Genomic DNA, 26338 nt, shown 5'->3' with positions numbered 1-26338 from the left:
ATGAGCGAGACCGTGAACACATTCGAAGCACAACAACAGGGCCGCCCGACCGGCCCGCTGGTGCGCGGCTATGAAGTCATCATCGGCTTCGAGACGCACGCGCAACTCTCCACCGCGAGCAAGATCTTCAGCCGCGCCTCCACCGCCTTCGGCGCCGAGCCGAACACGCAGGCCTGCGCGGTCGACCTCGCGCTGCCCGGCACGCTGCCCGTGATGAACAAGGGCGCCGTCGAGCGCGCCATCAAGCTCGGCCTGGCGCTGGGCTCGCACATCGCGCCGCGCAGCGTGTTCGCGCGCAAGAACTACTTCTACCCCGACCTGCCCAAGGGCTACCAGATCAGCCAGTTCGAGATTCCGGTGGTGCAGGGCGGCTCGGTGACGTTCTTCGTGGGCGAGGAGCAGAAGACGGTGCGCCTGGTGCGCGCCCACCTCGAGGAAGACGCCGGCAAGTCGGTGCACGAAGGCAGCCACAGCGGCATCGACCTGAACCGCGCCGGCACGCCGCTGCTGGAGATCGTGACCGAGCCCGACATGCGCTCCACCGCCGAGGCCGTGGCCTATGCGAAGGAACTGCACAAGATCGTCACCTGGATCGGCATCTGCGACGGCAATATGCAGGAAGGCAGTTTCCGCTGCGACGCCAACGTGTCGGTGCGCCGCCCCGGCGAGAAGCTCGGCACGCGCCGCGAGATCAAGAACCTGAACAGCTTCAAGTTCATGCAGCAGGCGATCGACTACGAGATCCGCTGGCAGATCGACGAGATCGAGGACGGCCGCAAGATCGAGCAAGCCACGGTGCTGTTCGACCCCGACACCGGCGAGACGCGCGCGATGCGCGCCAAGGAAGACTCGGCCGACTACCGCTACTTCCCCGACCCCGACCTGCCGCCTCTGGTCATTGCCGCCGACTGGATCGAGCGCGTGAAGGCCGGAATGCCCGAGCTGCCGCGCGCGATGGCCGAGCGCTACGTGCGCGAACACGGCCTCTCGGAATACGACGCCGCGCAGCTTACGCAGAGCGCGGCGCTCGCCGGCTACTTCGACCAAGCCGTGAAGGCGGGCGCCACGCCCAAGCTCGCGAGCAACTGGATCACCGGCGAGATGGCCCGCCGCCTGAACGCCGCCGAGATCGGCATCGAGGCCGCGCCCGTGAAGGCGCAGCAGCTGGCGCAACTGGTCAAGCGCATCGCCGACGGCACCCTGCCCAACAACGCCGCACGCCAGGTGTTCGAGGCCCTGTGGACCGGCGAAGGCAGCGACGTCGACGAGATCATCGAGGCGAAAGACCTGAAGCCGATGAACGACACCGGCGCCCTCGACAAGATCCTCGACGAGGTGATCGCGAAGAACGCGAAGAACGTCGAGGAATACCGCGGCGGCAAGGAAAAGGCCCTCAACGCCCTCGTCGGCCAGGTGATGAAGGCCAGCGGCGGCAAGGCGAACCCGGCACAAGTCACCGAGCTGCTGAAGGCCAAGCTGGCCTGATCGCCCCTCCCCTCCGCCTCCCCCTATCCCTTCGGGGAACACCGTGGAACCGGCTTTGCCGGGCCACCGGTGTTGCCCCCGGCAGGGGGGTTGGCGAAGCGCACGAAGTGCGCGCAGCCTGGGGGGTTACTTCGGGTTCCCGCCGTTCTGGGGGGGCCAGAGCGCCTTCAGGCGCGTGCGCTCCTCGTCGAAGCGCGCATTCACCCGCTTCTTCTCGTCTTCCTGCTCCGCGATGAAGCGGTTCTGCACCGCCACGCTCTTCGTGTTCTCGTCGATCTTGCGGCGCAGCGCGGCCGGCGCCTTGGTGGGGTCCTGCTTGTAGAACTCCATCTCCTCGTCGATCTTCTTGCGGTCTTCGCCCAGCTCGGAGATGCGCTTGCGCGCCGCCTCCGAGACGGCATCGATCTGCGACAGCGCCTCGGCGCGTTCGCGGTCGTGCGTGGCGCTGTTGGGGTAGCGCACCAGCAGCGCACGCTCGCGGCGCCGCTCGTCGGTCTGGCGCGCCGCCACGATCGCGGCTTCGCGGGCGCGGTCCTCGCGCTCCTGCAGTTCGCGCGCGGTGTAGGTGGGCTCCAGCTTGCGGCGGGTCGAGCCGCTCGGATTGAGCTCTCGCTGCTCGCGGTCGCTGCACTCGGCGATGGGCCGGTCGGCCGTCAGGGTGCGGCCACGGGCGTCGGTGCAGGTATAGATGCCGGCCGAAGCGCCTTCCACTTTCTGCGGTTGCGCCTGCAGCGCGCCGCAGAACGAGGAGGCAACGAGAAGAAATGATGCCGCCGCCAGCAGGCGGGCCGGTGAACCGTGAGCGTCGCGTGCGGGATGATGCTGGTGCATTCGGCGGCCCTGCTTCTTCAGCTGGCGCCGTAGCGCGCGCGGTAGGCCAGCACTCGCTCGCGGTGCGCGCCGAGGTCTGCCGCGGCAGCGCCCGAGAGGTAGCTCAGCAGGTCGTCCAGCGTGGCGATGGCGATCACCGACAGGCCGAGCTGGTTGCGCACGTACTGCACGGCGCTGTGGTCCACGTCCACGCCGTTCTCGGTGGCCTTCTCCTGCCGGTCGAGCGCGATGGCCACGGCATGCGGCTTGGCGCCCGCGGCCTCGATGGCGGCGATCGACTCGCGCACCGCGGTGCCGGCGGACATCACGTCGTCGACGATCAGCACGCGGCCCTTGAGCGGCGCGCCGACCAGGTTGCCGCCCTCGCCGTGCGCCTTGGCTTCCTTGCGGTTGTAGGCGAAGGGATAGTTGCGGCCCCGGCGGGCCAGCTCGGCGGCCACCGTGGCGCCCAGCGGGATGCCCTTGTAGGCGGGGCCGAAGATCATGTCGAACTCGAGGCCGCTTTCCATCAGGCGGTCTGCATAGAATCCGGCGAGCCGGGCGATCTTGCCGCCGTCGTCGAAGAGCCCCGAGTTGAAGAAGTAAGGGCTCATCCGACCGGCCTTGGTCTTGAACTCCCCGAAGCGCAGTACGCCGGCATCCAGGGCGAACTGGACGAAATCCTGTGCGATTGCGCTGCTTTTGCTTTTCTCACCATCTACAGCCATCGGAAATTCCTTGTGTTCAAACTGACCAGTCTCAATCTCAATGGCCTGCGTTCGGCCGCAACCAAAGGCGTGGCCGACTGGGTGGCCGAACTTGCGCCGGATTGTATTTGCATGCAGGAGATCCGCGTCCAGGCCAGCGACATCGAGGGCCGGTTCGAGGAAATGGCCGGCCTCAAGGGCCATTTCCACTTCGCCGAGAAGAAGGGATACGCCGGCACCGCCGTCTACACCAAGCACGCTCCGAGCCAGGTCGTGGTGGGCTGGGGCGACGCCGAGTTCGACGCCGAAGGCCGCTACCTCGAACTGCGCTTCGACACGCCCAAGCGCAAGTTCTCCGTCATCAGCTGCTACTTCCCGAGCGGCAGCTCGGGCGAGGAGCGGCAGGAGGCCAAGTTCCGCTTCCTCAAGGGCTTCTTCCCGCACCTGGTGGCACTCAAGAAGGAACGCGAGTTCGTGCTGTGCGGCGACATCAACATCGCCCACAAGGAGATCGACCTGAAGAACTGGCGCGGCAACCAGAAGAACAGCGGCTTCCTGCCCGAGGAACGCGCCTGGATGACGAAGCTGCTGGACGCCGGCGCCGACGGCGCGGGGCTGGTGGACGTCTACCGCATGCTCAAGCCCGACACCACGGGCGAGGCCTACACCTGGTGGAGCAACCGCGGGCAGGCCTATGCGAACAACGTGGGGTGGCGGCTGGACTATCACCTGGCCACGCCGAAGATCGCGGCGCTGGCGCGAAGTGAGCAAATCTACAAAACCGTGAAGTTTTCGGACCATGCGCCGATCACGGTGGACTACGACTTCAAGCTGTAGGTCATCATCCGGGCCCGATGCCGCTGCCAGCACCCGCCCCCCATCCTTCGCCAGCCAACGCCTATCTGCCACGCGACGTGGTCAACGCGCCCGAGGTCAAGGCGGCGATCATCCGGCGCAGCACCGAGCGGGGCGACGAGCCCGACATGCAGGCGTGGCTGCGCAACCATTTCTTCCGCTGGGCGATCGGCAGCTTCGAGCACGTGGTGCCGCTGCGATCGATCGCCGACTACCAGGCCGTGACCGGCACCGGCGATCCCGTGCCGGAGTGGCTGGCCAGGCTCTTGCGGCCGTCCGCTACCGGGGCCGGCAAGGACTGCTGGTACCTCGACCCCGAGCATCTTCTGCTGATTGAACGCGAGCGCGTGCTGGTCGAGTTCCTGCGCTCGCGGCGTGGCACGCGGCTCGAACAGAAGCTGCAACGCATCAACTGCTTCATGGCGCTGACGATGTGGGAGCAGGAGCACCAGCGCATGCAGTCCCGCCGAAGCAAGGGCTGGGTGCCCAGCAGCGGCCTGGCCCTGCGCGAGGTACTGCGCACGCCCAACGGGGTGATCTTCGAGTTCGACGGCCGGCATGCCGCACTGCGCGAGGAAATGGCGTACGAGTCCTATCACATGCAGCACTGCCTGGGTCAGTTCGCCAGCCTCAAGAAACTCAGCGGTGGCTACGGAGAGCAGTACGCACAGGCGGCGCACGAGGACCGGCTGCGCCTGTTCACGCTGCGCAGCGCGGGCAACATGCCGCACGTGACCATCAGCCTCGCCGTGTATCCGGACGGCCTGCGCGTGGACCAGATCAAGGGCAAGCAGAACCGCCACCCGATCCGCAAGTACGCGGACGACGTGCTGCAGTTCCTGCGCACCGTTGCGCCACGGGGCGAACGGCATCCCGACTGCGAAGGCATGGGCCTGGTGTTCGAGCCCCACGCAGCCGCTGAAGACCCATCCGCAGGTCAATGGAAGTTCGTGACCGAGGTGGGCGACGCCAACTACCTGCTCAGCGTGATGAGCGCCAACTTCCACCTGGCCGAGCACTTCGAGCAACCGCCGGCCGTGCTGCAATGGCTGCTGCTGCGCATTGCGCCAGGCGAGCTGGCGCGGCTTCGGCAGATCGACCCCGGGGTGGCTGCAGCCGCGCGCCTCATGCTGCCACAGGACGCGCTGCCGGCCGCACTGCGGGAGATGCCCGCCGCGGCCTGCGAGATCGAAGGCATTCCGCTCGATCTCGCCCGGAAAGGCGCCGCATGCTGACGGCGTTGGCGTGGCTCGCCGGCTTGGTAGTGCTCTTCATCGTGCTGCGCGCGGCGACCGTCTTGTGGGGCGTGGCGCGCGAAGGCGACCGTCAGGGCAGCAACACGGCCTCGTCCGCCAGGGATGATCCCGCGCTGCGAGCCCTGCGCGCCAAGGCCGAGGCCGCGCCGCCCAACCGTCGCCGCTGGGCTCTCGCGCTCGGCGACATTCTGTCGATCCGCAACGGCCTGCCATGCAATGGCGACACGCTGGCGCTCGACCTTCCCGCGGACAGGCGCGGACAGCTCGGGCGCCAGGTGCTGCGCGAGATGAACATCGCCGCCGATCTGCCCGCCCCGGCCATCGGCGCGCGCATGCAGGAAGCGCTCGACGGCTGGGTCGGGGGCCTGGGGCGCTCGCACGACGGCTTCTACGAGCAGCTCGCGGCGCAAGGCCGCGTACGCGACGCGCTGGCGTTCGATTGCGCGCGCACGGCATTTCTTGTGCGTTGCATCGCCCACCTCGGCTGGGTGCCGGAGACACGCGCCTGGCTGGTGCTCTTTCTCAACGCACAGCGCGCGCAGGACAGTTTCGAGAGCTGGGAAGACTTCGGCCTGGCCTACGCCCGGGCGCGCGAGCACTGGCTGCGCATGAGCAACCAGGACGGCCCCGCCTCGACACGCGCCATGATGGAAGTGCACGAGCACCTTCGCAACACCGAAGGCAGCTGGCTCGCGCTGCCCTGGAAGCGCTATCGCATCTTCGACCCCCAGCCTGGGCCCGCCTGACGAGGGCTGGCGTCTCATTTCTTTTTGCAACTCACGCCATGACCACGATCGCCCCGATTCCTTCGCCGTGGAAAGTCTGCGATGCCAGTGCGCTGCTGCGCGCAGGCGACTACGACACGCTCGACCAGCTCTTCGATGAGGCGCTCGCCGCGAGCTTTCACGATCGCACCAGCGAAGAGCGGTACTACGCCGCGCTACCCGCCGACCTGAAGGACTGCATCGACGCGGGCGCCGAAGGCCTGGCGCTTCTGCGGGCCTGGCAGGCGGCCCGTCCGGAGTCGGCGCACGCATGGCTGTGCGAGGCGCACTACTGGTTCCACTGGGCCTACGAGTACCGGGGCTCCGGCTGGTCGAACACGGTGACCGAGTTGGGATGGACCTGCGCCCACGCCTGCTGCACGCACGCGGCGGTCTGCGCCATCCAGGCGCTGGAGCGAAGCCCCACGCTGTGGAGCGCGCCCGCCCTGCTGATGCAGAGCGTGGCCGCCTTCGAGGAGCCCGAATGGCTGTCGGAACTGGTGCGCAGTGGCCGCGGCCCGGTCGGCGAGCTGGCGCACGACCTGGCGCTCGAGGGCATGCCCGCCGAAGTGCGCGACGAATTGCTGGCCATGCTCGCGCGCTCGGGCATCCGCGTCGACGAACGTATTGCCTGTCCGCAGAGCGCGCCCGAATCCCTGCCACCACCGATGCAAGGCAAGAAGCTGCTGAGCGGCAGGCAGTACTGGATGCACGCCACGATCCATCTGCATCCGCGCCTGTTCTTCTTCCTGCGCCAATGCATCTGGTTCATGCAGCCGCGCTGGGGCGGCAGCCACGACCGGGTGCGTGCCTTCATCGCTTCGCCTACTTGCGCGCACCTGGACGAGGTCGAGAAAGACCGGCTGCGCCATGAGATCTGGCGCGACGACCATCTGGGGAACGAAGTGGACGAGGACGACGACCTGGAGGACGTTCGCAACTGGATCGCGGCCGCCCACAAGCGCGCCGAAGAGGCCCTGTATCCCTATCACCGCTGGGAGACCCTGTACTGGATCTCCAGCGCCCACTACGGACGCAACGACCTGCCGCAAGCTCTCGCCTACCTGAAGCAGGCAGAGGCGCACTGGCCCATCGACGACGACGAGGCCATGGCCCGGGCGGTCTTGCTTTGCTGCAAGCTCGAGCCGCAGGATCCGTCCTGGCTGGGCCAGGCCATCGTACGCAGCGCCAACGCTGGCGAATCCGTTGCCGCGATGATCCTCCATGGATATTGCACCCTGAAGGGCCTGCTGGGCTTCGTACAGAACACGGCAGCCGCGCACGCCTGGTTCGATGCCGCCCGCCGGCACGCCCCAGGCTCGCTCGCATGGAACAAGGTGGCCTATGCCTTCCGCAGGGGCAATCGCGAGGCGGATGCATTCGAACTGGCGACCATGGGCCTGGCCGCGGGCGGCGATTCCTGCGACTACCTGCTCGGCCTGTTCCACGAGGACGGAGTGCACGTCGCGCCCGACCTGGGCAAGGCCATTCACTACTACCGCCAGACAGCCGAAAGCGGCGGCAACATGGGGGCATACAAGCTGGGTTACGCCAGCTACAACCTCGGCCAGGCCACCAAGGAACCGGCCGAGCGTTCACGTCTCTTGCGGCAGGCCGTCGAAGCCGCTCGCCAGGCACACGTGATGGGCCACTCCGAGGGCCTGGAGAGCATGCTGATGTTCATCGGCGCGCTGGAGGACGTTCCCGCGCGCCATGAATACCTCGAGCTGGTACGCGAACACGCGCAGCAAGGCGATGCCACCGCCATGGCCACGATGTCGGTGCTGCTGGCCGACAACGACGACAAGAAGCTCTACGACTATCGCGAAAGCGTGCGATGGATCATGGGCGCACAGGCTGTGGCGCCCGAAAGCGAATACGTCCAGAACGTGACGAAGACCTGCCACCAGGACGGCTTCCTGTCGTCCACGCTCTACAAGCTCACGCGGCGCCAGATCAAGGCACACGAGATTCCCGGCGCCGACAACGCGATGGTCTGAGCTTCAGCGCGACAGCTCCGGCAACGCCTTCTCCAGCGTAGTCACGAAGGCCTGCATGGCCTCCGTCTCATACGCCCCGCGCTTGGTGATGCGATAGAAGTCCAGCCCCACCTTCGGCTTGGTCAGCACGTCGGTGCGCACGCGATGGCGGCGGCAGGCCGCGAGCGCGAAGGTCGGCATCACGGCGGTGCCGAAGCCGGCCTCCACCATCGCGATCAGCGTGCCGAAGAAGTTGAAGGCGGTGCGCTGCGCGTCGGCGCGGTCGATGGCGGCGAGATGCTGATCGATCACCTTCTGGATGGGGTTGCCTGGCGGCAGGCCGACGAGTTCGGCGCTGCGCAACGACGACCACGGCGCGGCGCCCACGGCCCCCGGCTCCCCAGCCCCGTCCATCGGCGCCACGCGCATCAGGTGAAAGCGCCCCACCGGCTCGCGCGCCAGTCCCGGCGCCGCCTTGAAGAAGAAGCCCAGCCCCACGTCGGCCTCGCCTGCCGCCACCATCGCCTCCACGTCGCGCAGATCGGCGTCGAAGAGGCGCAGGCTCACCTGCGGATGCGCGGCGCGGAAGCTCGCGAACACCTGCGGCAGCAGGTTCGACGACACCAGCGGCGTGGCCGCGATGCGCAGCGTCTGGCGCGCCGCATCGCCCTCGGCGCCCAGTTCGGCCGCCACGTCGTCGAGGTCGGTCACCATGCGCTCGACCACCGGCAGCAGGCGCCGGCCCGCGGGCGTGAGGCTCACCACGCGCGTGGTGCGGTCGAAGAGGCGGCAGCCCAGCTGCTTTTCCATTTCGCGGATCAGGATGCTGAGCCCGGCCTGCGTGATGTGCGCCTGCTCGGCCGCGCGCGTGAAGTTGCCCACACGCGCCACCTGCAGGAAGGCGCGCAGTTGGCGGGTCGATAGATTCATATGGATTCATGATAAATCCATATCACATCTAAATTTCCCAAATGATCCTTCTGCGTTCCTAATGCGGGCCGAGACAAAGCAACGCGTCGCAACGACCGATCATCATGAGCAACGAAGTCATCATCCTGGGCGCCGGCATCGGCGGCCTGACCCTCGCGCTGAGCCTGCACCAGGCCGGTATCCCCTGCCGCGTATACGAAGCCGTGCCCGAGCTCAAGCCGCTGGGCGTGGGCATCAACCTGCTGCCGCATGCGGTGCGCGAACTCACCGAACTCGGGCTGCTGGATGCCCTCGACAAGGTGGGCGTGCGCACGAAGGAGGCGGTGTTCTTCACCGAGCACGGCCAGCTGGTGTTCCGCGAGGCCGCGGGCCAGCACGCTGGCTACGACTGGCCGCAGTTCTCCATCCACCGCGGCGACCTGCAGACGGTGCTGTATGAAGAGACGCTGAAGCGCCTGGGCCCCGACAGCGTGGTGTGCGGCCGCCGCTGCACGCACGTGGAGCAGGACGCGGACGGCGTCACCGTGCATTTCGCCGATGCGCCGCCGGTGCGCGGTGCCGTTGCCGTGGGCTGCGACGGCATTCACTCGGCGCTGCGCAAGCAGCTCTATCCGAACGAAGGCGCACCGCGCTACTCGGGCATCAACATGTGGCGCGGCACTGCGCGCCGGAAGCCTTTCCTCTCCGGCGGCAGCATGGTGCGCGCGGGCTGGCTCTCGGTCGGCAAGATGGTGATCTACCCGATCCGCGACAACATCGACGCCGAGGGCAACCAGCTGGTGAACTGGGTCGCCGAGATCCACGCGCCGCAGCCCGCCATGCGCGACTGGAGCCGCACGGGCCGCGTCGAGGACTTCCTTCCGGTATTCGCCGACTGGCATTTCGACTGGCTCGATGTGCCGGCGCTGATCCTCGCCTCCGACACCATCCTCGAGTACCCGATGGTCGATCAGGACCCGCTGCCGCGCTGGACGCACGGCCGCCTCACGCTGCTGGGCGACGCCGCGCACCCGATGGTGCCGCGCGGCTCCAACGGCGCGGGGCAGGCCATCATCGACGCGCGCTACCTCGCGGGTGCGCTGAAGAAGATGGGCGTCGGCACGGCCGCGCTCGAAGACTACGACCGCGTGCGCGTCAAGGCCACCACCGACGTGGTGCTGACCAACCGCAGCAATCCGCCCGACACCATCCTGCGCGAAGTGTTCGAACGCTCCGGCGGCAAGCGCTTCGACAGCATCGAGGAGATCGTGCCCGTCGCCGAGCTGCAGGCCATCTCGGACAACTACAAGCGCGTTGCGGGCTACGACCCTGCCGCCCTGAAGGCGCGCGCCTCCTACCTTTGAACCGGACAGGCAACCACAGAAGAACACGGAGACTGAAAAGACCATGCGATCGCTGATCAAGAAGACCCTCGCCGCCCTGCTCGTCACTGCAGGCACCGCAACCACCGCCTTCGCCTGGCCCGACCAGGCCATCACGCTGGTGGTGCCCTACACCCCCGGCACCGGCATCGACCTGATCGCCCGCCAGCTCTCGGCGAGACTGCCCGCCAGGCTGGGCCAGCCGGTGATCGTGGAGAACGTGGCCGGCGCCAGCGGCAACATCGGCAGCGAGCGCGTGGCGCGCGCCAAGCCCGACGGCTACACGCTGCTGGTGCAGGTCAACACGCTGGTGATGAACCGCAGCCTCTACCGCTCGCTGAGCTACGACCCGGTGGCCGACTTCGCGCCGGTGTCGCTCACCTCGTGGGGCACGCTGCTGCTGGTGACCAACCCGAACGTGCAGAAGGCCTCGTCGGTGCAGCAGATGGTGAGCGCGGCCAAGGCCGAGCCCGGCAAGCTGACCTACGCCACGCCGGGCGTGGGCACGCCGCACCACCTGTCGATGGCGCTCTTCATGCAGGGCACGGGCACCGAGATGCTGCACGTGCCCTACAAGGGCACGGCCGGCGCGGTGACCGACCTGCTCGGCGGACGCATCGACTACATGTTCCTGCCGGTGCACGTGGCGCTGCAGCACATCCAGGCCGGCAAGCTCAAGGCCATCGCCACCGGCAGCGGCAAGCGCCTGCCGCAGCTGCCCGACGTGCCCACGCTCGCCGAGGCCGGCGTGACCGCCGACAACGTCGACATGTGGTACGGCGTGCTCGCCCCCAAGGGCACGCCGCCGGACGTGGTGTCGCGGCTCAACAAGGAGATCGCGGCGGTGCTGAAGCAGCCCGAAGTGGCGAAGTCTTTCGAGTCGCAGGGCATGGTGCCGGCGAGTTCGACGCCGGCGGAGTTCGGCGCGTTGGTGAAGAAGGATGCGGACCGCTGGGCCGGCGTGGTGAAGCGCGGCAACATCACGGCTGATTGAGGCCGTCTTCTTTCTCCCTCCCCCTCTGGGGAGGGTTGGGGTGGGGGCAAGCGGCCCTTGCACAACTTCCCTGCCTCGACGAAAGCCGCCTGCCCCCATCCCCACCTTCCCCCAGCGGGGGAAGGAGCAACTCCCTTCAGCGCGGCGTGGCCTTCCCCGCGTGCCGCGCCAGATGCACTTGGTGCAGCGTGATCTTGCGCACCTCCGCCTGGCTGGTCTCGATGTGCGCGCGCAGCAGCATCGCGGCCTGGTCGCCGCGGTTCGCGCGCACGGCCTTCAGAATCTTGGCGTGCTCGTCGTAGGTCGCGTCGATGCGCGGCTGCTTGGTGAAGTCGAGCCGGCGGATGATGCGGATGCGGTCGGTCACGTCGCCGTGCACGCGCGCCATCTCGGCGTTGCCGGCAGCCGCCACCAGCGAGCAGTGGAAGGCCTCGTCCCACTGCGCCACCTGGGCCATGTCGGTGCTGCGCTGCGCAGCGGGCACGAGCCAGATGTCGGCCAGCGTGTCGAGCATGCCGCGGTCGATGTGGCGGTCGGTCTCGCACAGGCGGTGCACGGCGGTGGTCTCCAGCACCATGCGCAGGTCGTAGAGCTGCTCGAACTGGTCGAAGTCGAAGGGCAGCACGCGCCAACCGCTGCGAAACAGCACCTCGACGAAGCCCTCCTGCTGCAGCCTGAAGAGCGCCTGCCGCACCGGCGTGCGCGACACGCCGAGCCGGTCGCTGATCTCGCCTTCGGTGAAGCGGTCGCCGGGCACGAGGATGAAGTCGGCAACATCGCGCTTGAGCTGCGCGTAGACCTCGTCGGCACGCGTGCGGAAGGCGGACGCGTCGGTGGCGGCGGGAACTGAGGCTTCTGGGCGGGGGCGGACGGTGGACACGGATGGAATGTTAGTCGCTGGCGCGGTCGGCCATGGTCGTCGTCATTGCTGCTGCGGCTTCTTCTTCAGTGCCGCGACGAGCGCGCTGCCCGGCGCCGTCCAGCCGACGATGGCGCCCTGCGCGCGCACCATGTCCAGCGTCGCCGCCTTGAAGGCCGGAAAGTAGCTCTCGGTGCAGTCCTCGAGCAGCAGGCAGTCGTAGCCGCGGTCGTTGGCTTCGCGCATGCTGGTCTGCACGCAGACCTCGGTCGTGACGCCGCCGAAGAGCAGATGCGTGATGCCGCGCGCCTGCAGCAGCTCGTGCAGGCCGGTGGCATAGAACGCGCCCTTGCCCGGCTTGTCGATCACGATCTCGCCCTCGACCGGCGCCAGCGCCTCGATGATCTGGTTGCCCGGCTCGCCCGCCACGAGAATGCGGCCCATCGGCCCATCGTCGCCGATGCGCAGCGTGGGGTTGCCGCGATTGCGCTTGGCCGGCGGGCAATCGGAAAGATCGGCCTTGTGCGCCTCGCGCGTGTGCACCACGAGGCCGCCCGCCTCCCGCCAGGCTTCCAGCACGGCCTTCGTCGCCGGGACGATGGCTTCGAGCAGCGACACGTCGTTGCCCAGCGTCTCGCCGAAACCGCCAGGCTCGATGAAGTCGCGCTGCATGTCGATCAGCACGAGCGCAGTGCCGGTGATGTCGAATTCGTAGGGAAACGGATTGGCTTCGTCGATGTGCATGCTGGTCCTCAAGAATGTGCCGGCCCGCGACGGCCCTCACCCCACGACAGAGCCCGGCGGGCGGTGCGGCCCGGCCGCCCCCTCTGTGCCGCCGAGGAGCGCAGCGTTTCGCGGACAAGGGCTCGCAGCTGTTTGAGCGAAGCGAGTTCTGCGAGACCCCGCGAAACGCGAGCACCGCAGGGAAGCCGCGAAGCGGCCGGCATAGTGGGGGTGGCCGGGCCGTACCGCTCGCCGGGCGGAGCCAAGACAGCAAGAAGAGCGTTCATGCAGCCACCTAGTGATGCCCACCACCCATGTGCGCCCCGATCACATGCCGCTCCGCCCCAGAAGCCGCTGTCTCGAACACGATCCGCCCCTCGCTCATCACGACGATGCAGTCTGCCAGTTCGAGCAGCTCGTCGAGGTCCTCGCTGATGAGAAGAACAGCCCCGCCCTTCTCCCGCACCTGCACGATGCGCGAATGGATCTCCGCGACCGCAGCGAAGTCCAGCCCGAACACCGGATTCGCCGCGATCAGCACATTGATGTCACCCGCCAGCTCGCGCGCCAGCACCGCCCGCTGCACATTGCCGCCCGAGAGGCTGCGGATCGGCGCGCCCTCGCCCCGCGTTTTCACGCCGTATTCGGCGATCCACTCGCGCGCCCTGCTGCGCCAGTACGGAAAGCTCAGCACACCAGCGCGCGAAAGCGGCGGCTGGTCGAAGTCGCGCAGCGCCATGTTCTCCGCCACGCTCAGATCGCCGACGCATGCGTTGCGCAACGGTTCCTCCGGCAGGCTGCGCACCTTGAGCTCGCGGTTCTCGGCGCGGCGCGCGGCATAGGGCCGCCCCATCACCGTCACCCTGCCCGCAAGGCGCGGGCGCTGGCCCACCAGCGCTTCGACCAGTTCGCGCTGCCCGTTGCCCGAGACGCCGGCCACGCCGAGGATCTCCCCGGCTCGGACCGACAGGCTCAGCTCATGCAGCGCCAGCGTTCCGCGATCGCCCTGCGCCTTCAAACCTTCGACCTCCAACGCGACCGGTGTGCCGGCAGTCACCGGCTTCCTTGCAGTGGTCTGCGCGGCAGGAGGCGCCGCCGCCTGCTCGCCACCCATCATGGCCTGCGCCAGCTGCGCCGGACTGGTATCGGCGACGCTGCAATGGTGCACCGCCTTGCCGCGCCTGAGCACCGTCACGCTGTCGGCGTACGACATCACCTCGCGGAACTTGTGCGTGATGATCAGCACCGTGCAAAGCCCGCTGCGCGCGAACTCGCGCACGTGGCCCAGCACCTCGTCGGCCTCCTGCGGCGTGAGCACCGAGGTCGGCTCGTCGAGGATCAACAGGCGCGGCTTCAGGTAGAGCTGCTTGAGCAGCTCCAGCTTCTGCTTCTCGCCCGCCGCGAGCTCCGAAGGCCGCACGTCGAGGTCGAGGCTGAACGGCGTGGTCGCCAGGAAGGCCTCCAGCTCGGCGCGCTTGCTCTTCCAGTCGATGACCGCGGGCGTCTTGCCGCCGGCGAGCAGCAGGTTCTCGGCCACCGTCATGCCCGGTGCCAGCGTGAAGTGCTGGTAGACCATGCCGATGCCCAGCGCGCGCGCCACGATCGGGTTGGCGATGTCCTGCTCGCGCCCGTCGATCAGGATGCTGCCCTCCTCCGCGCGCTGGAAGCCGGCCACGCACTTCACCAGCGTGCTCTTGCCCGCGCCGTTCTCGCCGAGCAGCGCATGCACCGTGCCGGGCTCCACGTGCATCGTCACGCGGTCCATTGCGGTGAAGTCGCCGAAGCGCTTGGTGAGCTCGTAGGTGTCGAGCGCGAGCGCGCCGCTGCCCGCCGGCAGGCCGCCGATGGCATGGGAGGAAGAAGACGCGGCGCCCATGGCGGTCAGCCGAGCGCGGCCAGCAGCGCCTGCGAAGTGGCATGCGCGCCGAACACGCCGCCCTGCATGGTGATCATCTTCAGCGCGGCGAGGTGGTTGCCGTAGTCGGTGGCGGCCGTGCAGTCCGACAGCAGCAGGCATTCGAAGCCGCGGTCGTTGGCGTCGCGCATGGTGGTGTGCACGCACACGTCGGTGGTGATGCCCGCGAGGATGATGTTCTCGATGCCGCGCGTGCGCAAAATCAGTTCGAGGTCGGTCGCATAGAACGAGCCCTTGCCGGGCTTGTCGATGACCACCTCGCCCGGCAGCGGCGCGAGCTCGGGAATGATCTCCCAGCCCGGCTCGCCGCGCACAAGGATGCGCCCGCAGGGCCCGTCGTCGCCGATGCCCACGCCGTTCGCGCCGATCTGCCGCGAGCGCCAGCGCTTGTTGGCCGGCAAGTCGCCGAGGTCGGGCCGGTGGCCTTCGCGCGTGTGGATGATGTGATAGCCCAGCGGCCGCAGCGCCGCCAGCGTGCGCGCGATCGGCTCGATCGGCGCCTGCACCAGCGACAGGTCGTAGCCCATCACGTCCACATACCCGCCCTTGCCGCAGAAGTCGGTCTGCATGTCGATGACGATCAGCGCCGTGTTGTCGGGGCGCATGTTCGCGTTGTAGGGCCAGGCGTAGGGCTCGGCGGCGACGGTCTTCGTCGATGTCGTCGTTGCGGTCATGACGTTCAGCTCCTTGTCGATGAAAGTTCGCCGGGGCTTCCGGCGGCGGCGCTGCCCGGCTTGCAGGTGAACACCAGGATCACCAGCGTGAGCACATAGGGCACGGTGTTGAAGAGGTGATAGCCCCAGCCGATGCCGATGGACTGCAGCGCCGGCCCGATGGCGCCCGCGCCGCCGAAGAGCAGCGCCGCGCCCACGCAGCGCAGCGGGCTCCAGCGCGCGAAGATCACCAGCGCCACCGCGATCAGGCCCTGGCCGCTGGAGATGCCTTCGTTCCAGCTGCCCGGATAGAAGAGCGTGAGCGACGCGCCGCCCAGCCCCGCGATGAAGCCGCCCGCCGTGGTGGCCGCGATGCGCAGGCCCGAGACCGAATAGCCGAGCGCGCGCGTCGCCTGCGCCGAGTCGCCCGCCATGCGCACCAGCAGCCCGGCGCGCGTGCGGGCGAAGCCCCACCACAGCAGCACCGCGAGCGCCACGCCGATGGGCACCAGCGCGTTGAGCTGCAGGGCCGAGCGCACGACGGGGTTGTCGCTCCAGAAGCCCAGCGGGATCGCCGGGATCTGCGGCGCCTGCGGCTGGATCAGCGGCTTGCCCAGGTAGAACGCGAGCCCCGTGCCCAGCAGCATCAGCGCGATGCCGGTCGCCACGTCGTTCACGCGGTCGAGCGAGCACAGCAGCCCGTGCAGCAGCGCGAGCGCGGCGCCGGCCACCGCGCCGATCAGCACGCCGAGCCATGCGGAATCGGTGAGATATGCGCCGCCGAAGGCCGCCATCGCCGACAGCACCAGCACGCCTTCGAGCCCGAGGTTGATGCGCCCCGACTTCTCCGTGAGGCACTCGCCCAGGCTCACGAAAAGGAACGGAGCGCCCACGCGCAGCGCGCCGCCGACGATGCCTGCGAGCAGCGCAATCCACTGGTCGGCGGTCATGTGTAGCTCCTTGCCTCGGGCAGCATGCGGTCGCCGAACTTCTTCCAGTTGACGGTGCGCAGGCCCTCGCTCGCGAGGATCAGCACGAAAGCGATGCCCTGCAGCACCAGCACCGACGCGTCGGGCAGGCCGAGCCGCCGCTGCAGCAGGCTGCCCGCCGCACCGAAGCCGCCGAACAGGATGGCCACCGGCACGATGGCCACCGGGTTGTGCCGTGCGATGAACGACACCAGGATGCCCGCGTAGCCATAGCCCGCGATCAGCGATGCGTTCGCGTTGGTGTGCACCGCCGCCACCTCGATGGCGCCCGCGAGCCCCGCGCATGCGCCGCCCAGCCCGCAGGCCGAAAGAATGAGCCGCGTGGCCGGCAGCCCCACGAGCTGCGCGGTGCGCGGATTGCCGCCCACCACCCGCACCGAGAAGCCCGAGGCCGTGGCGCGCAGCCACCAGCCGAGGCCCAGGCAGGCCACCACGCCCACCACCAGGCCCCAATGCACGTCCGAGCCGCCGATGCCGCCGATCAGCAGCCCGTCGTTCAGCGCGTAGGTCGACGGCTTGTTGAGGCTGGCCGGGTCGCGCAGCGGTCCTTCGACCAGGTGCTTGAAGATGCCGATGGCGATGTAGGCCAGCAGCAGGCTGCTGATGGTCTCGTTGATGCCGCGGTACTGGCGCAGCCAGCCCGCGAGCACGATCCACAGCGCGCCGATGACGGCGCCCGCGATGCAGACGATCGCCGTGCCGATGGCGTTGCCGGGCAGCGGCACCGCATGCGCCAGCGCCGCGCAGGCCAGGCCGCCCAGCACCAGCGCCCCCTCGCCGCCGATCACGATGAGGCCCGCGCGCGCGGGCAGCGCCACGCACAGCGTGGTGAGCATCAGCGGCGCGGCGCGCTGCAGCGTGTTCTGCCACGAGAACCAGTCGCCGAACGCGCCCTTGAACAGCGTGGCCCACACCTCCACCGCGTCGATGCCGGCGAAGGCCACCACCAGCCCGAACAACAGCAGCGCCGCCGCGATGGCGAACACCGGCAGGGAAAACTCCTTGAGGACACTGCGCATGATGAAGTTTGCTTTCAGGCCAGGGCCGTCGCGGAACCGGCTTCGCCGGGCCGCTGACGGCGCCCCCTTGCAAAGGGGGTGGGCGAAGCGACACGCAGTGCGCGAAGCCTGGGGGATGTCATCCGATGCTTCCGACGACGCCTTCGACGAGGTAGTTCATCTTCTCGAGCTCCAGGTCGGTCTGCTTCAGGACCTTGCCCGCGGGCACGACGACCGCGCCCTTGTTGTCCTTGATGCCGTCCTTGAAGATGTCGAAGCTGCCCGCGATCATCTTCGCCTTGATCTCGTCGGCCTGCTTCTTCGCGGCGTCGGGCACCATGGGTCCGTAGGCCGACATCTTCACGTAGCCTTCCTTCAGGCCGCCGCGCAGGAAGTTGGGGTGCGGCTTGCCGGTCTGCGCGGCCTCGATGACAGTCTTGTAGGCGGTGAGCCAGTTCCACTCGGCGCCCGTGAGGTACGCATTGGGCGCCAGCTTGGCCTGGCTCGCGTGGTAGCCGCAGACCATCTTGCCGCGCTTGGCGGCCGTCTCGACCACCACCTTGGGGCCGTCCACGTGCATGGTGAACACGTCGCAGCCCTGGTCGGCCAGGCTGTTGGTGGCTTCCGCCTCCTTCACCGCCATCGACCAGTCGCCCGTGAAGATCACGCTGCAGGTGATGTTCGGCTTGACCGAGCGCGCGCCGAGCGTGAAGGCGTTGATGTTGCGCAGCACCTGCGGAATGGGCTTGGCGGCGACGAAGGCGATCTTGTTGCTCTTCGTCATGTGCGCGGCGATCACGCCGTTGAGGTACTGGCACTCGTCGATGTAGCCGAAGAAGCTGCCGACGTTCTTCGGGTGCTTGCCCTCGGTCCAGAGGCCGCCGCAGTGCGAGAAGCGCACGTCGGGGTTCTTGGGCGCCACCGCGAGGATGTGCGGATCGAAGTAGCCGAACGAGGTGGGAAAGAGCAGGCCGGCGCCGTCCTGCGAGATCATGCCGGCCATGGTCTTCTGCACCGCGGCGGTCTCGGGCACGTTCTCTTCCTCGACCACCTTCACGCCGGGCAGCTTCTTGATCTCGGCGGCGGCCATGGCGTGCGCCTGGTTGTAGCCGTAGTCGTCGCGCGCGCCGACGTAGATCACGCCGACCGTGAGCGGCTTGGGCTTGGCCTGGGCGGCGGCGAGCGCGCTCCAGCTTCCGAGGCTGCCGGCGGTGCCCAGCGCGGCCAGTGTCTTGAGCGAATCGCGGCGATTGAGATGGCGGGTCATGGCGTTCTCCGTTACAGGTTGAGGTGCAAAAAACGTGCCCTGGCGAGGGCTCAGCCGAGCAGGCTCACGTGGGCGGCGACCACGCGCCAGTCTTCGTCCGTGCGCATCCAGGTCTGGCTCTGGCGGCCGGTCTGGAGGCTGCCCTCGCGGCGGAACTCGACGTTCGCGGTCGCGAAGTCGCGGCCGTAGGTGGTGATGACGGTGCGCAGCAGCTCGCGCGGCGGGCTCTGCACGGGCAGCGAGGCGCGGAAGGCCGCGATGTCGGCGTGGCCGTAGTGGTTCTCCGAGAAGCCGTAGCGCAGCGTGTGCGGGCTGTTCCAGAAGAGCTCGTCGAGCGTCGCGCGGTCGTTGCCGATGAGCGCCGCCTCGTAACGCGCGAACACGGCCTGCACTTCGGCGAGCACCTCGGGAATGTTGATCTCGGGCGTCACCTGCGAACCTCGCGCTGGAAGATGTCCAGGCTGAGCTTCTTCATCGCGACGAAGCTCTCGGTGCTCAGCGTGTCGACGGTGCGCGGGCGCGCGTCGCCGTAGCGCAGGATCTCGGCCACGCGGGTGGGCCGCTTGGTCAGCAGCAGCACCTCGTCGGCGAGGTACACCGCCTCCTCGAGGTCGTGCGACACCAGCAGCATCGTGGTGCCGGTCTGCATGAACACCTCCTGCAGCTTCTCGCGGATGAAGAGCGTCATCTCGAAGTCGAGCGCGGAGAAGGGCTCGTCGAGAAACAGAACCTCCGGGTTGGGCGCGAGCGCGCGCATGATCGACGCGGTCTGCTGCTGGCCACCGGAGAGTTCGTACGGATAGCGCGCGAGGTCGAACTTCACGTCGAAGGAGGCCACCAGCTCTTCCATGCGCCGGTCGACCTCGGCCTTGCTGCGTCCTTCGAGCTTCAGCGGATAGGCGATGTTGTCGATGGTGCGCATCCACGGGAACATCGCCTCGCGGTAGTTCTGGAACACGTAGCCGATCTTGGTGTCCTTGCGCTGCTTGCCGTCGAACAGGATCTCGCCCGAGTCGATGGGAATGAGCCCCGCGATCATGTTGATGAGGGTGGACTTGCCGCAGCCGTTGGGGCCGAACACCGAGACGATCGCGTGCTTGGGGATGTCGAGGTCGAAGTTGTCGTACAGCGGCCAGCCCGCGAAGTACTTGGTGAGCCCGCGGATGGTGATGTGCGTGCCCGCCGGGCCGGGTTTGAAGGCCGGCTTCGGAACGTCGGCGTACACCGGGCCGTTGATGACGATGTCCTGCGTGGCTTTCATCTTCCGCTCCAGTGAACGATGCGGCGCTCGGCGACCAGGAAGAGGATGTTCAGCGCGTAGCCCAGCGCACCCGCCGAGAGGATCGCCGCGTACATGCTCTTCACGTTGAGCACCTGCTGCGCATCGATGATCCGATGGCCCAGGCCTGTATCGGAGCCGATGAACATCTCGGCCACGATGACGATCACCAGCGCCATCGACACCGCCGAGCGCAGGCCCACGAAGCTGGGCTGCAGGCTTTCCCACACCAGCACGTCCTTGAAGATCTGCCAGCGCGATGCACCCATGACGCGCGCCGCCATCACGCGCTGCTTGCGGGCGTTGATGACGCCGTAGGCGCTGTTGAACACCACGATGAGCAGCGCGCCGAAGGCCGCGATAGCCACCTTGTTGACGTCGCTCACGCCGAAGATCAGCAGGAACAGCGGAATGAGCGCCGACGACGGCGTGGAGCGAAAGAAGTCGATCAGGAACTCCACGCTGCGGTACGCCTTCTCGTTGCTGCCGAGCAGCACGCCCAGCGGCACGCCGACCACCGCCGCGATGACGAAGGCCTGCACCGTGCGCCACACGGTCATGGCGAAGTCGGTGAGCAGCGGGCCGCCGGCCAGGCCGGTAACGAGCGCGGAGACGGTGTCGGCGGGCGTGGGCAGCAGGATCGGCTTGATGAAGCCGAGCCGTACCACCAGGTCCCACACGATGAACAGCACCACCGGACCGATGAAGGGCAGCATGCGGTCGCGCAGCGGCGGCTTCGGCGCGGCGGTGGCCGTGCCGGCCGGCGGGGTCCACGGCGCGGCCGTGGCGACATTGGCTTCAGCCATTGGGAACTCCTTCAGGACTGCTTTTTCAGGAACACCGAGGAACCGGCTTTGCCGGGCCTCGGGTGTTGCCCCCGGTAGGGGGTTGACGAAGCGACACGAAGTGCGCGAAGGCTGGGGGCGAGCTTCATCTCAGGCCTTGTAGAGCAGGCCATCCACCGCCACCTTCTTCTCGAAGATGCCTTTCTCGGTGAACAGGTCGTAGAACTTCTGGAAGTACGCGACGTCGCTGGGCTTGAACTCGCTGTAGAGCATGTACGACGCGAGCGGCACCTCGGCCGTGAGCTTGCCCTCGATGGCGGTGTAGCCCTTCATGAACTGCCGCGCCTCGTCGGGCTTGGTGCGCACCAGCTCCACGCCGCGCGCGTAGGCGGCGATGTACTTCTTCGCGACCTCGGGGTTCTTCTTGATGAAGTCGCTCGTGAGGCTGGCGGCACCGCCATGCCACGGCGCCATCGGGTCGCCGAGGATGTATTTGGCGACCACGCCGGCTTCGACTACGCGCGTGGTGCCGTTCATGCGGCCCACGGTGCCGGTGGGCTCCAGCGTGTAGCAGGCGTCGACCTGGCCTGCGACCAGCGCGGCCACGTGCTGGCCGATGGGCAGCTCGCTCACGGTCGCACCCTTGGCGCCCGCGCGCTCCAGCATGGTCTTGCACAGCGTGACGTTCTGGATGCCGGGGCCCGATGCAACCTTCTTGCCGGCGAGCTCGGCCACGCTCTTCACGGGGCTGTCCTTGGCGACGATGAATTCGTCGAGCACGTACTTCGCGTTGCTCGGGTTGGTGCAAAAGATCTTGAACAGGCCGGGCTGCGCGATCTCGCCGATGGCGAGGTTGGCCGAGCCGGTGCCGTTGGCGCTGCCGTCGCAGCGGCCGGCGAGCATGCCTTCCATCACCTGCTGCGCGCCGGCGAACTTCAGCGGCTCCACGTCGAGGCCGGCTTCCTTGAAGTAGCCCTTGTCGACCGCCGCGAAGAACGGCAGGCCGGCGGCCACCGGCCAGAAGCCGATGCGCAGCTTCGCAGCCGCGCCCTGCGCGCGCACGATGGCGGGCGCGGCCAACACGGCCAGGCCCGCGGCGCCGGCCTGCAGCAGCTGGCGTCGCCGGCGTGCGGCGGGAGAGTGTTGTTGGATGCTCATCGGAACTCCTCTGATCAGTTGGAACTCGGGGTGGCGCGGCTCGCGACGTAGGCGCGCCAGCCGCCGTGATGGGTCACGTCCTGCGCGCCGGCCAGCGCGTGGCCTTCGCAGATGAATCCCTTCACCCAGCTGCCGTCGGCCAGCTCGACGCTGCCGAGGCCCAGCGGTGGCGGGATCAGCGCAAGGAAGCTGCCGACCTGCGCGAGCGGCACGGCCCACACCTCCAGCGCGATGGCGGCGCCTTCATCGCCCTCATCGCCTTCCTCGCCTTCGGCCACGCGCCGCAGTCCGGGCTTGGGCGGCACGGTGCCCGGCAGCGCGTGAAGCCTGTAGGCCGGCGCGGTGGTGGTGGCGCGCACCAGGGTGGCGCCGCGCTCGGTCAGCTGGCTGTTGAGCGGCATGCCCGAGAGATGTGCACCGACGACGGCGATCGGCAAGGTGCTGGCGCCCGGCGCGGCGAGCCCCGGAATGGCGCGCAGCGGCGGCAGAGGCTCGCCGGTCGCGCCCTGGGCAAGGCCTGTGGCGTGGTGGAAGCGCTGGCCCAGCTCGGCGAGTGCGAGATCGCTGCCGCAGGGGCCGATCAAAGTGATGCCGAAAGGCAGACCGTCCGCGCGCAGGCTGCTGGGCACCGAGAGCGCGGCGTAGTCGAGCAGGTTGACGAAGTTGGTGTACGCACCCAGATTGCGGTTGAGCACCACCGGATCGGCGCGCATCTGCTCGCGGGTGTAGTGCGTGGGCGCGGTGGGCACGAGCAGCAGGTCGATGTCGCGCCACATCGGCTCGACCTTCTGCGCGATGGCGCGCAGCTTAGTCTGAGCGTCGAACACGTCGGCTGCGCTGTAGCCCTGTCCGCTCGCGAGGATGCCGCGCACGGGCTCGATGACTTCGTCGGCATGCGCGTCGAAGAACTCGCGCACCGCGGCGTAGCGCTCGGCGACCAGTGCGCTCTCATAGAGCATCCCGGCCGCCTCCGCGAGCGGTGCGTAGGCGATGCTGACGGGCGTGCCGCCCATGGCGAGCAGCCGCGCGACCGCATCGCCGAAGGCCTGCTCGGCGGCGGCGTCGCCGAAGAAGCTCAGCCGGTCGGGCACGCCGAAGCGGAAGCGCGCGGGCAGCGGCTCGCGACGCAGGTCGATGTTCCGTGAATACGGATCGCGCGCGTCGTGGCCGGCGGCTGCCAGCAGCACGTCGACCGCGGTGGCGACGGTGCGCGCGAAGATGGAGACGCAGTCGGCGCTCTGCGCGGCGGGCACCACGCCGAAGGCGCTCAGCAGCCCGCGCGAGGGCTTGAGGCCGACGATGTTGTTGAGCCCGGCCGGCACGCGGCCGGAGCCGGCGGTGTCGGTGCCCAGGGCGAAGTCGACCTCGCCCGCGGCCACCACGTAGGCCGAGCCCGAACTGGAGCCGCCCGACACGTAGCGCGCGTCGAAGGCGTTGGGCACCTCGCCATAGGGAGAGCGCGTGCCGTTCAGGCCGCAGGCGAACTGGTCGAGGTTGGTCTTGCCGGTCAGCGATGCACCGGCTTCGAGCAAGCGCTGCACCGCGCCCGCATGCACCTCCGGCAGGTGCTCGAAGGCCGGGCAGGCGGCGGTGGTGGGCACGCCAGCGACGTCGATGTTGTCCTTGACCGCGAAGCGCAGCCCGGCGAGCGGCAGGGCGAAATCCAGCGCCACCGCGGCGTGCGTGTGCACCACTGGCGAGGCGAACCTGGCGATCCAGGCGGCTTCGGGCGTTCCGCTTTTCGGGTTTTGTTCATGCACCATCTTCAGGCATCCAAACATGTGTACAAGTTGAGATGCAAGCGGCATGCCAGCGCGAACGCCGTGCGCGCGGATCGGAATTCGTGTCTGGTATTGACCCCCTCTCCCCTCGGGGAGAGGGTTGGGGTGAGGGCAGGTGCGCAGAGTGAAGCGCGGCTTCTATCTAGAGGCCGTCGCCCTCATCCCTGCCCCGAGGGGAGAGGGAGCAAGAAGCTCAGCTCTTCCTTGCGTCGCGGTAGAGCTTCTCGACCTTGGGCAGGTTCGCTTCCAGCTTCGCGATGCGGTCGGGCCCGCTCGGGTGCGTCGAAAGGAAGCTCAGGCCGCCCTGGTTCTTCGACGCCGTGGCCATCTTCTGCCACAGCGACACCGACGCCTTCGGGTCGTAGCCCGCGCGCGCCGCGAGTTCGAGCCCCACGAGGTCGGCCTCGGTCTCGTCGCTGCGGCTGAACTTGAGCGTGATGAGCTGCGTGCCGGCGCGCGCGGCCAGGTCGCCCACCTGCCCCCAGCCGAGCAGCTGCGCACCGATGGAGAGCGCCGCGCCCGTGCCCGCGTTCTTGGCCAGGCGGGCGCGTGCATGCTCGCGCAGGGCGTGGGCCATCTCGTGGCCCATCACCATCGCGACCTCGTCGTCGGTGAGCTTGAGCTGCTCGAGGATGCCGGTGAAGAAGGCGATCTTGCCGCCGGGCATGCAGAAGGCGTTGATCTGCTTGCTGCCGATCAGGTTGACCTCCCACTTCCAGTCGCGCGCGCGTGCGTTCCACGGCGTGGCGAACGGGATGAGCCGCGCGGCGATGGCCCGCAGGCGCTGCAGCTGCGGATTGCCGTCGCCCGCCAGCGCCCCCTTGGCGCGCGCCTGTGCGAGCAGCTGGCCATATTGCTGCACGCCGGCCGTCTCGATCTGGTCCGCCGGCACGAGGTTGCGCGCCACCGAGGGCTTGCCCACCTCGACCTGCGCCAGGGCCGGCTTCGCGAGCACCGCGCCGGCGGCCGCCAGCAGGAAGGCGCGCCGCGGATTCCATGCGGAAGCTACGGAGGGAGCGGGAACGGCGGAAAAGGGGCGATCGCATCGTGTGCACATAGGAGCCGGATGATAGGAACAAATGAAGACAAGAAGCCCGGGAACCCGGGCCTTCGCTCATGGACAATCCGGGGCACATGTCCGCCTCGCCCGCAGAAACCCCCACGCCCCCCTCTCCGCCCTGGCGCGACGCGCTGAAGGTCTACCTGGAACCCGCCACCCTGCGCATGCTGGCGCTGGGCTTCTCGGCCGGGCTGCCGCTGCTGCTGGTGCTGGGCACGCTGAGCTTCCGCCTGCGCGAGGCGGGCATCGACCGCACCACCATCGGCTATTTGAGCTGGGTCGGGCTGGCCTACGGCTTCAAGTGGGTCTGGGCGCCGCTGGTCGACCGGCTGCCGCTGCCGCCGCTCACCACCTTGCTGGGGCGCCGCCGGGGCTGGCTGCTGCTGGCGCAGTGCATGGTCATCGCGGGGCTGGCAGGCATGGCGGTCAACGACCCGCGCCACGGGCTCACGCCGCTGGTCTGGTGCGCGCTGGTGGTGGCCTTCGGCTCGGCCACGCAGGACATCGCGCTGGACGCCTTCCGCATCGAATCGGCCGAGCCGCGCAAGCAGGCCGCGCTGGCCGCCGCCTACCAGACGGGCTACCGGCTCGCGATGATCTGGGCCGGCGCGGGCGTGCTGTGGGTCGCGGCCTGGGCCGAGGTTGCGCCCACGGTGGCGGCCACGGGCGCGGCGGCTTATCAGAACGGCGCCTGGAAGACGGCCTACCTGGTCATGGCGGGCTCGATGGCCGTCGGCGTGATCACGGTGCTGCTGTCGCCCGAGCCAATGCCCGTCGACCGAAGCAAGCAAGCGGCTGCAAGCCTCTTGGTGCGCGAGCAAGTGCTCAGCACCGGCGTTTCGCTCTGGGGAGCACTGCTGACCGTCGCTGTGCTTCCAGCACTGGGCATCCTGGTGGAATTCAGCCTCTCGGATACGCGCCTGACATTGATCGGCCTCATGCAAGTCCTGGCTGTCCTCCTGCTGTTTGCCCTGGGACTGCGGGGCTTGGCCAAGTTGGGCTGGCGCGTTCCGGTGCCACGGTTCCTCGCCCCCCTGGTGGCCTGGTTCATTCAAGCCTTCTATCAGCCGTTCGCCGACTTCTTCCGCAGATATATGTGGCAGGCAATCCTCATCCTGGCGCTGATCGCCATCTATCGCATCAGTGACGTGGTGATGGGCATCATGGCCAACCCCTTCTACGTGGACATGGGATTCACCAAGAGCGAAGTGGCATCCGTGAGCAAGATCTACGGCGTGGTGATGACGGTTGCCGGGACGTTCATCGGCGGTGTGCTGTCCACCCGCCTGGGCGTGATGCGCGTGCTGATGATGGGCGCCGTGCTCAGCGCCGCCAGCAACCTGCTCTTCGCCTGGCTGGCCACCCGGGGGCACGACCTGACGGCGCTGATCGCGGTGGTGTCGGCCGACAACCTGGCCGGCGGCATCGCCTCGGCGGCCTTCATCGCGTACCTGTCGAGCCTCACCAACATCAGCTACTCGGCCACGCAGTACGCCCTGTTCAGCTCGCTGATGCTGCTGCTGCCGAAGTTCCTGGCCGGCTATTCGGGCGCCTTCGTGGACGCCTACGGCTACAGCAGCTTCTTCGTCGGCACCGCGCTGCTGGGCGCGCCGGTGCTGGTGCTGGTGGCGCTGGCCTCGCGGCTGACCACGACCACAAGCCCACAGGGCCGTCAATAGGGGTCTGCAGGGCCGGCTCCTATAGGAAACGGCCGACGCTGCGCAGGCCGC

At 68.4% G+C, this 26338-nt stretch carries 24 protein-coding genes; 8 read left to right on the top strand and 16 right to left on the bottom strand.

What is annotated here, in order from left to right; translation table 11 throughout:
• The gene (gene gatB, locus FHT32_RS16910; RefSeq protein WP_176665763.1) at window positions 1-1485 is read left to right on the top strand and encodes an Asp-tRNA(Asn)/Glu-tRNA(Gln) amidotransferase subunit GatB; all 1485 of its coding nucleotides are present in this window, start codon (window positions 1-3) and stop codon (window positions 1483-1485) included.
• A gap of 126 nt (window positions 1486-1611) precedes the next feature.
• On the opposite strand, the gene FHT32_RS16905 is transcribed toward gatB, so the two are convergent.
• Complete coding sequence (locus FHT32_RS16905; protein ID WP_176665762.1) at window positions 1612-2316, bottom strand: DUF4124 domain-containing protein; 705 nt, start codon at window positions 2314-2316, stop codon at window positions 1612-1614.
• A gap of 17 nt (window positions 2317-2333) precedes the next feature.
• Window positions 2334-3023, bottom strand: coding sequence for an orotate phosphoribosyltransferase (pyrE, locus tag FHT32_RS16900; RefSeq protein WP_176665761.1), 690 nt, complete (start codon window positions 3021-3023; stop codon window positions 2334-2336).
• A 12-nt stretch (window positions 3024-3035) separates the two neighbouring features.
• On the opposite strand from pyrE, the gene FHT32_RS16895 reads away from it, so the two are divergent.
• From FHT32_RS16895 to FHT32_RS16880, 4 genes are read left to right on the top strand one after another with little or no spacing between them, the layout of a single operon-like run.
• Complete coding sequence (locus tag FHT32_RS16895) at window positions 3036-3839, top strand: exodeoxyribonuclease III (RefSeq protein ID WP_176665760.1); 804 nt, start codon at window positions 3036-3038, stop codon at window positions 3837-3839.
• A 17-nt stretch (window positions 3840-3856) separates the two neighbouring features.
• Window positions 3857-5092 carry a hypothetical protein gene (locus tag FHT32_RS16890; protein ID WP_176665759.1) on the top strand — a complete coding sequence of 412 codons (1236 nt, stop codon included), beginning with the start codon at window positions 3857-3859 and terminating at the stop codon, window positions 5090-5092.
• Window positions 5086-5859, top strand: a complete 774-nt coding sequence (locus FHT32_RS16885; protein WP_176665758.1) for a DUF1266 domain-containing protein — start codon at window positions 5086-5088, stop codon at window positions 5857-5859. Before FHT32_RS16890 ends, FHT32_RS16885 begins: the two co-directional genes overlap by 7 nt.
• A gap of 38 nt (window positions 5860-5897) precedes the next feature.
• Window positions 5898-7877 carry a DUF4034 domain-containing protein gene (locus FHT32_RS16880; RefSeq protein ID WP_176665757.1) on the top strand — a complete coding sequence of 660 codons (1980 nt, stop codon included), beginning with the start codon at window positions 5898-5900 and terminating at the stop codon, window positions 7875-7877.
• Between the two features lie 3 nt (window positions 7878-7880).
• Here the strand turns inward: FHT32_RS16880 and FHT32_RS16875 are convergent, their stop codons facing one another.
• Entirely contained in the window at window positions 7881-8786 is a 906-nt protein-coding gene (locus FHT32_RS16875; protein ID WP_176665756.1) for a LysR family transcriptional regulator, read from the bottom strand.
• 104 nt (window positions 8787-8890) lie between these two features.
• Between FHT32_RS16875 and FHT32_RS16870 the strand changes: the two genes are divergently transcribed.
• Window positions 8891-10129: a flavin-dependent oxidoreductase gene (locus FHT32_RS16870; RefSeq protein WP_176665755.1), complete on the top strand. Its 1239-nt coding sequence runs from the start codon at window positions 8891-8893 to the stop codon at window positions 10127-10129.
• A gap of 43 nt (window positions 10130-10172) precedes the next feature.
• Window positions 10173-11141, top strand: coding sequence for a tripartite tricarboxylate transporter substrate binding protein (locus FHT32_RS16865; protein WP_176665754.1), 969 nt, complete (start codon window positions 10173-10175; stop codon window positions 11139-11141).
• Window positions 11142-11277: 136 nt separating this feature from the next.
• Here FHT32_RS16865 and FHT32_RS16860 read toward each other — a convergent pair whose 3' ends face one another.
• From FHT32_RS16860 to FHT32_RS16800, 13 genes are all read right to left on the bottom strand, one after another.
• Complete coding sequence (locus FHT32_RS16860; RefSeq protein ID WP_176665753.1) at window positions 11278-12021, bottom strand: GntR family transcriptional regulator; 744 nt, start codon at window positions 12019-12021, stop codon at window positions 11278-11280.
• Between the two features lie 42 nt (window positions 12022-12063).
• The gene (locus FHT32_RS16855) at window positions 12064-12744 is read right to left on the bottom strand and encodes a cysteine hydrolase family protein (RefSeq protein ID WP_176665752.1); all 681 of its coding nucleotides are present in this window, start codon (window positions 12742-12744) and stop codon (window positions 12064-12066) included.
• Window positions 12745-13018: 274 nt separating this feature from the next.
• Window positions 13019-14599, bottom strand: coding sequence for an ABC transporter ATP-binding protein (locus FHT32_RS16850; protein ID WP_176665751.1), 1581 nt, complete (start codon window positions 14597-14599; stop codon window positions 13019-13021).
• A gap of 5 nt (window positions 14600-14604) precedes the next feature.
• Entirely contained in the window at window positions 14605-15312 is a 708-nt protein-coding gene (locus FHT32_RS16845; protein WP_176665750.1) for a cysteine hydrolase family protein, read from the bottom strand.
• 5 nt (window positions 15313-15317) lie between these two features.
• Window positions 15318-16241 (bottom strand): ABC transporter permease, encoded by a 924-nt coding sequence (locus FHT32_RS16840; protein ID WP_176665749.1) that lies wholly within the window; start codon window positions 16239-16241, stop codon window positions 15318-15320.
• Entirely contained in the window at window positions 16238-17299 is a 1062-nt protein-coding gene (locus tag FHT32_RS16835; RefSeq protein WP_176665748.1) for an ABC transporter permease, read from the bottom strand. The genes FHT32_RS16840 and FHT32_RS16835 overlap by 4 nt, the downstream gene beginning before the upstream one ends.
• A gap of 118 nt (window positions 17300-17417) precedes the next feature.
• The gene (locus tag FHT32_RS16830; RefSeq protein ID WP_176665747.1) at window positions 17418-18545 is read right to left on the bottom strand and encodes a BMP family ABC transporter substrate-binding protein; all 1128 of its coding nucleotides are present in this window, start codon (window positions 18543-18545) and stop codon (window positions 17418-17420) included.
• A gap of 50 nt (window positions 18546-18595) precedes the next feature.
• Window positions 18596-18976, bottom strand: coding sequence for an oxalurate catabolism protein HpxZ (gene hpxZ, locus FHT32_RS16825; protein WP_176665746.1), 381 nt, complete (start codon window positions 18974-18976; stop codon window positions 18596-18598).
• Complete coding sequence (locus FHT32_RS16820; protein WP_176665745.1) at window positions 18973-19806, bottom strand: ABC transporter ATP-binding protein; 834 nt, start codon at window positions 19804-19806, stop codon at window positions 18973-18975. The genes hpxZ and FHT32_RS16820 overlap by 4 nt, the downstream gene beginning before the upstream one ends.
• The gene (locus tag FHT32_RS16815; RefSeq protein WP_176665744.1) at window positions 19803-20630 is read right to left on the bottom strand and encodes an ABC transporter permease; all 828 of its coding nucleotides are present in this window, start codon (window positions 20628-20630) and stop codon (window positions 19803-19805) included. Before FHT32_RS16815 ends, FHT32_RS16820 begins: the two co-directional genes overlap by 4 nt.
• A 129-nt stretch (window positions 20631-20759) precedes the next feature.
• Window positions 20760-21767: an ABC transporter substrate-binding protein gene (locus FHT32_RS16810; RefSeq protein ID WP_176665743.1), complete on the bottom strand. Its 1008-nt coding sequence runs from the start codon at window positions 21765-21767 to the stop codon at window positions 20760-20762.
• Window positions 21768-21781: 14 nt separating this feature from the next.
• On the bottom strand, window positions 21782-23530 hold the full coding sequence (gene atzF / locus FHT32_RS16805; RefSeq protein WP_176665742.1) for an allophanate hydrolase: 1749 nt from the start codon (window positions 23528-23530) through the stop codon (window positions 21782-21784).
• 211 nt (window positions 23531-23741) lie between these two features.
• Complete coding sequence (locus FHT32_RS16800) at window positions 23742-24605, bottom strand: M48 family metallopeptidase (RefSeq protein ID WP_176665741.1); 864 nt, start codon at window positions 24603-24605, stop codon at window positions 23742-23744.
• Between the two features lie 59 nt (window positions 24606-24664).
• Between FHT32_RS16800 and FHT32_RS16795 the strand changes: the two genes are divergently transcribed.
• Complete coding sequence (locus FHT32_RS16795; protein ID WP_371132187.1) at window positions 24665-26287, top strand: MFS transporter; 1623 nt, start codon at window positions 24665-24667, stop codon at window positions 26285-26287.
• The last annotated feature ends 51 nt before the right edge of the window (window positions 26288-26338 follow it).

This window comes from Variovorax sp. SG517 (assembly GCF_013376045.1).
In the GTDB taxonomy this organism is placed as follows: Bacteria; Pseudomonadota; Gammaproteobacteria; order Burkholderiales; family Burkholderiaceae_C; genus Variovorax.
The sequence above is the reverse complement of the archived record's forward strand: the minus strand, read 5'-3'. Positions and strand labels throughout refer to the sequence as shown.

Coding starts and splice junctions, on each gene's coding strand:
- gatB (WP_176665763.1), top strand. CDS start 1: ATGAGCGAGACCGTGAACACATTCGAAGCACAACAACAGGGCCGCCCG.
- FHT32_RS16905 (WP_176665762.1), bottom strand. CDS start 2,316: ATGCACCAGCATCATCCCGCACGCGACGCTCACGGTTCACCGGCCCGC.
- pyrE (WP_176665761.1), bottom strand. CDS start 3,023: ATGGCTGTAGATGGTGAGAAAAGCAAAAGCAGCGCAATCGCACAGGAT.
- FHT32_RS16890 (WP_176665759.1), top strand. CDS start 3,857: ATGCCGCTGCCAGCACCCGCCCCCCATCCTTCGCCAGCCAACGCCTAT.
- FHT32_RS16885 (WP_176665758.1), top strand. CDS start 5,086: ATGCTGACGGCGTTGGCGTGGCTCGCCGGCTTGGTAGTGCTCTTCATC.
- FHT32_RS16880 (WP_176665757.1), top strand. CDS start 5,898: ATGACCACGATCGCCCCGATTCCTTCGCCGTGGAAAGTCTGCGATGCC.
- FHT32_RS16875 (WP_176665756.1), bottom strand. CDS start 8,786: ATGAATCTATCGACCCGCCAACTGCGCGCCTTCCTGCAGGTGGCGCGT.
- FHT32_RS16870 (WP_176665755.1), top strand. CDS start 8,891: ATGAGCAACGAAGTCATCATCCTGGGCGCCGGCATCGGCGGCCTGACC.
- FHT32_RS16865 (WP_176665754.1), top strand. CDS start 10,173: ATGCGATCGCTGATCAAGAAGACCCTCGCCGCCCTGCTCGTCACTGCA.
- FHT32_RS16855 (WP_176665752.1), bottom strand. CDS start 12,744: ATGCACATCGACGAAGCCAATCCGTTTCCCTACGAATTCGACATCACC.
- FHT32_RS16850 (WP_176665751.1), bottom strand. CDS start 14,599: ATGGGCGCCGCGTCTTCTTCCTCCCATGCCATCGGCGGCCTGCCGGCG.
- FHT32_RS16845 (WP_176665750.1), bottom strand. CDS start 15,312: ATGACCGCAACGACGACATCGACGAAGACCGTCGCCGCCGAGCCCTAC.
- FHT32_RS16840 (WP_176665749.1), bottom strand. CDS start 16,241: ATGACCGCCGACCAGTGGATTGCGCTGCTCGCAGGCATCGTCGGCGGC.
- FHT32_RS16835 (WP_176665748.1), bottom strand. CDS start 17,299: ATGCGCAGTGTCCTCAAGGAGTTTTCCCTGCCGGTGTTCGCCATCGCG.
- FHT32_RS16830 (WP_176665747.1), bottom strand. CDS start 18,545: ATGACCCGCCATCTCAATCGCCGCGATTCGCTCAAGACACTGGCCGCG.
- FHT32_RS16820 (WP_176665745.1), bottom strand. CDS start 19,806: ATGAAAGCCACGCAGGACATCGTCATCAACGGCCCGGTGTACGCCGAC.
- FHT32_RS16815 (WP_176665744.1), bottom strand. CDS start 20,630: ATGGCTGAAGCCAATGTCGCCACGGCCGCGCCGTGGACCCCGCCGGCC.
- FHT32_RS16810 (WP_176665743.1), bottom strand. CDS start 21,767: ATGAGCATCCAACAACACTCTCCCGCCGCACGCCGGCGACGCCAGCTG.
- atzF (WP_176665742.1), bottom strand. CDS start 23,530: ATGGTGCATGAACAAAACCCGAAAAGCGGAACGCCCGAAGCCGCCTGG.
- FHT32_RS16800 (WP_176665741.1), bottom strand. CDS start 24,605: ATGTGCACACGATGCGATCGCCCCTTTTCCGCCGTTCCCGCTCCCTCC.
- FHT32_RS16795 (WP_371132187.1), top strand. CDS start 24,665: ATGGACAATCCGGGGCACATGTCCGCCTCGCCCGCAGAAACCCCCACG.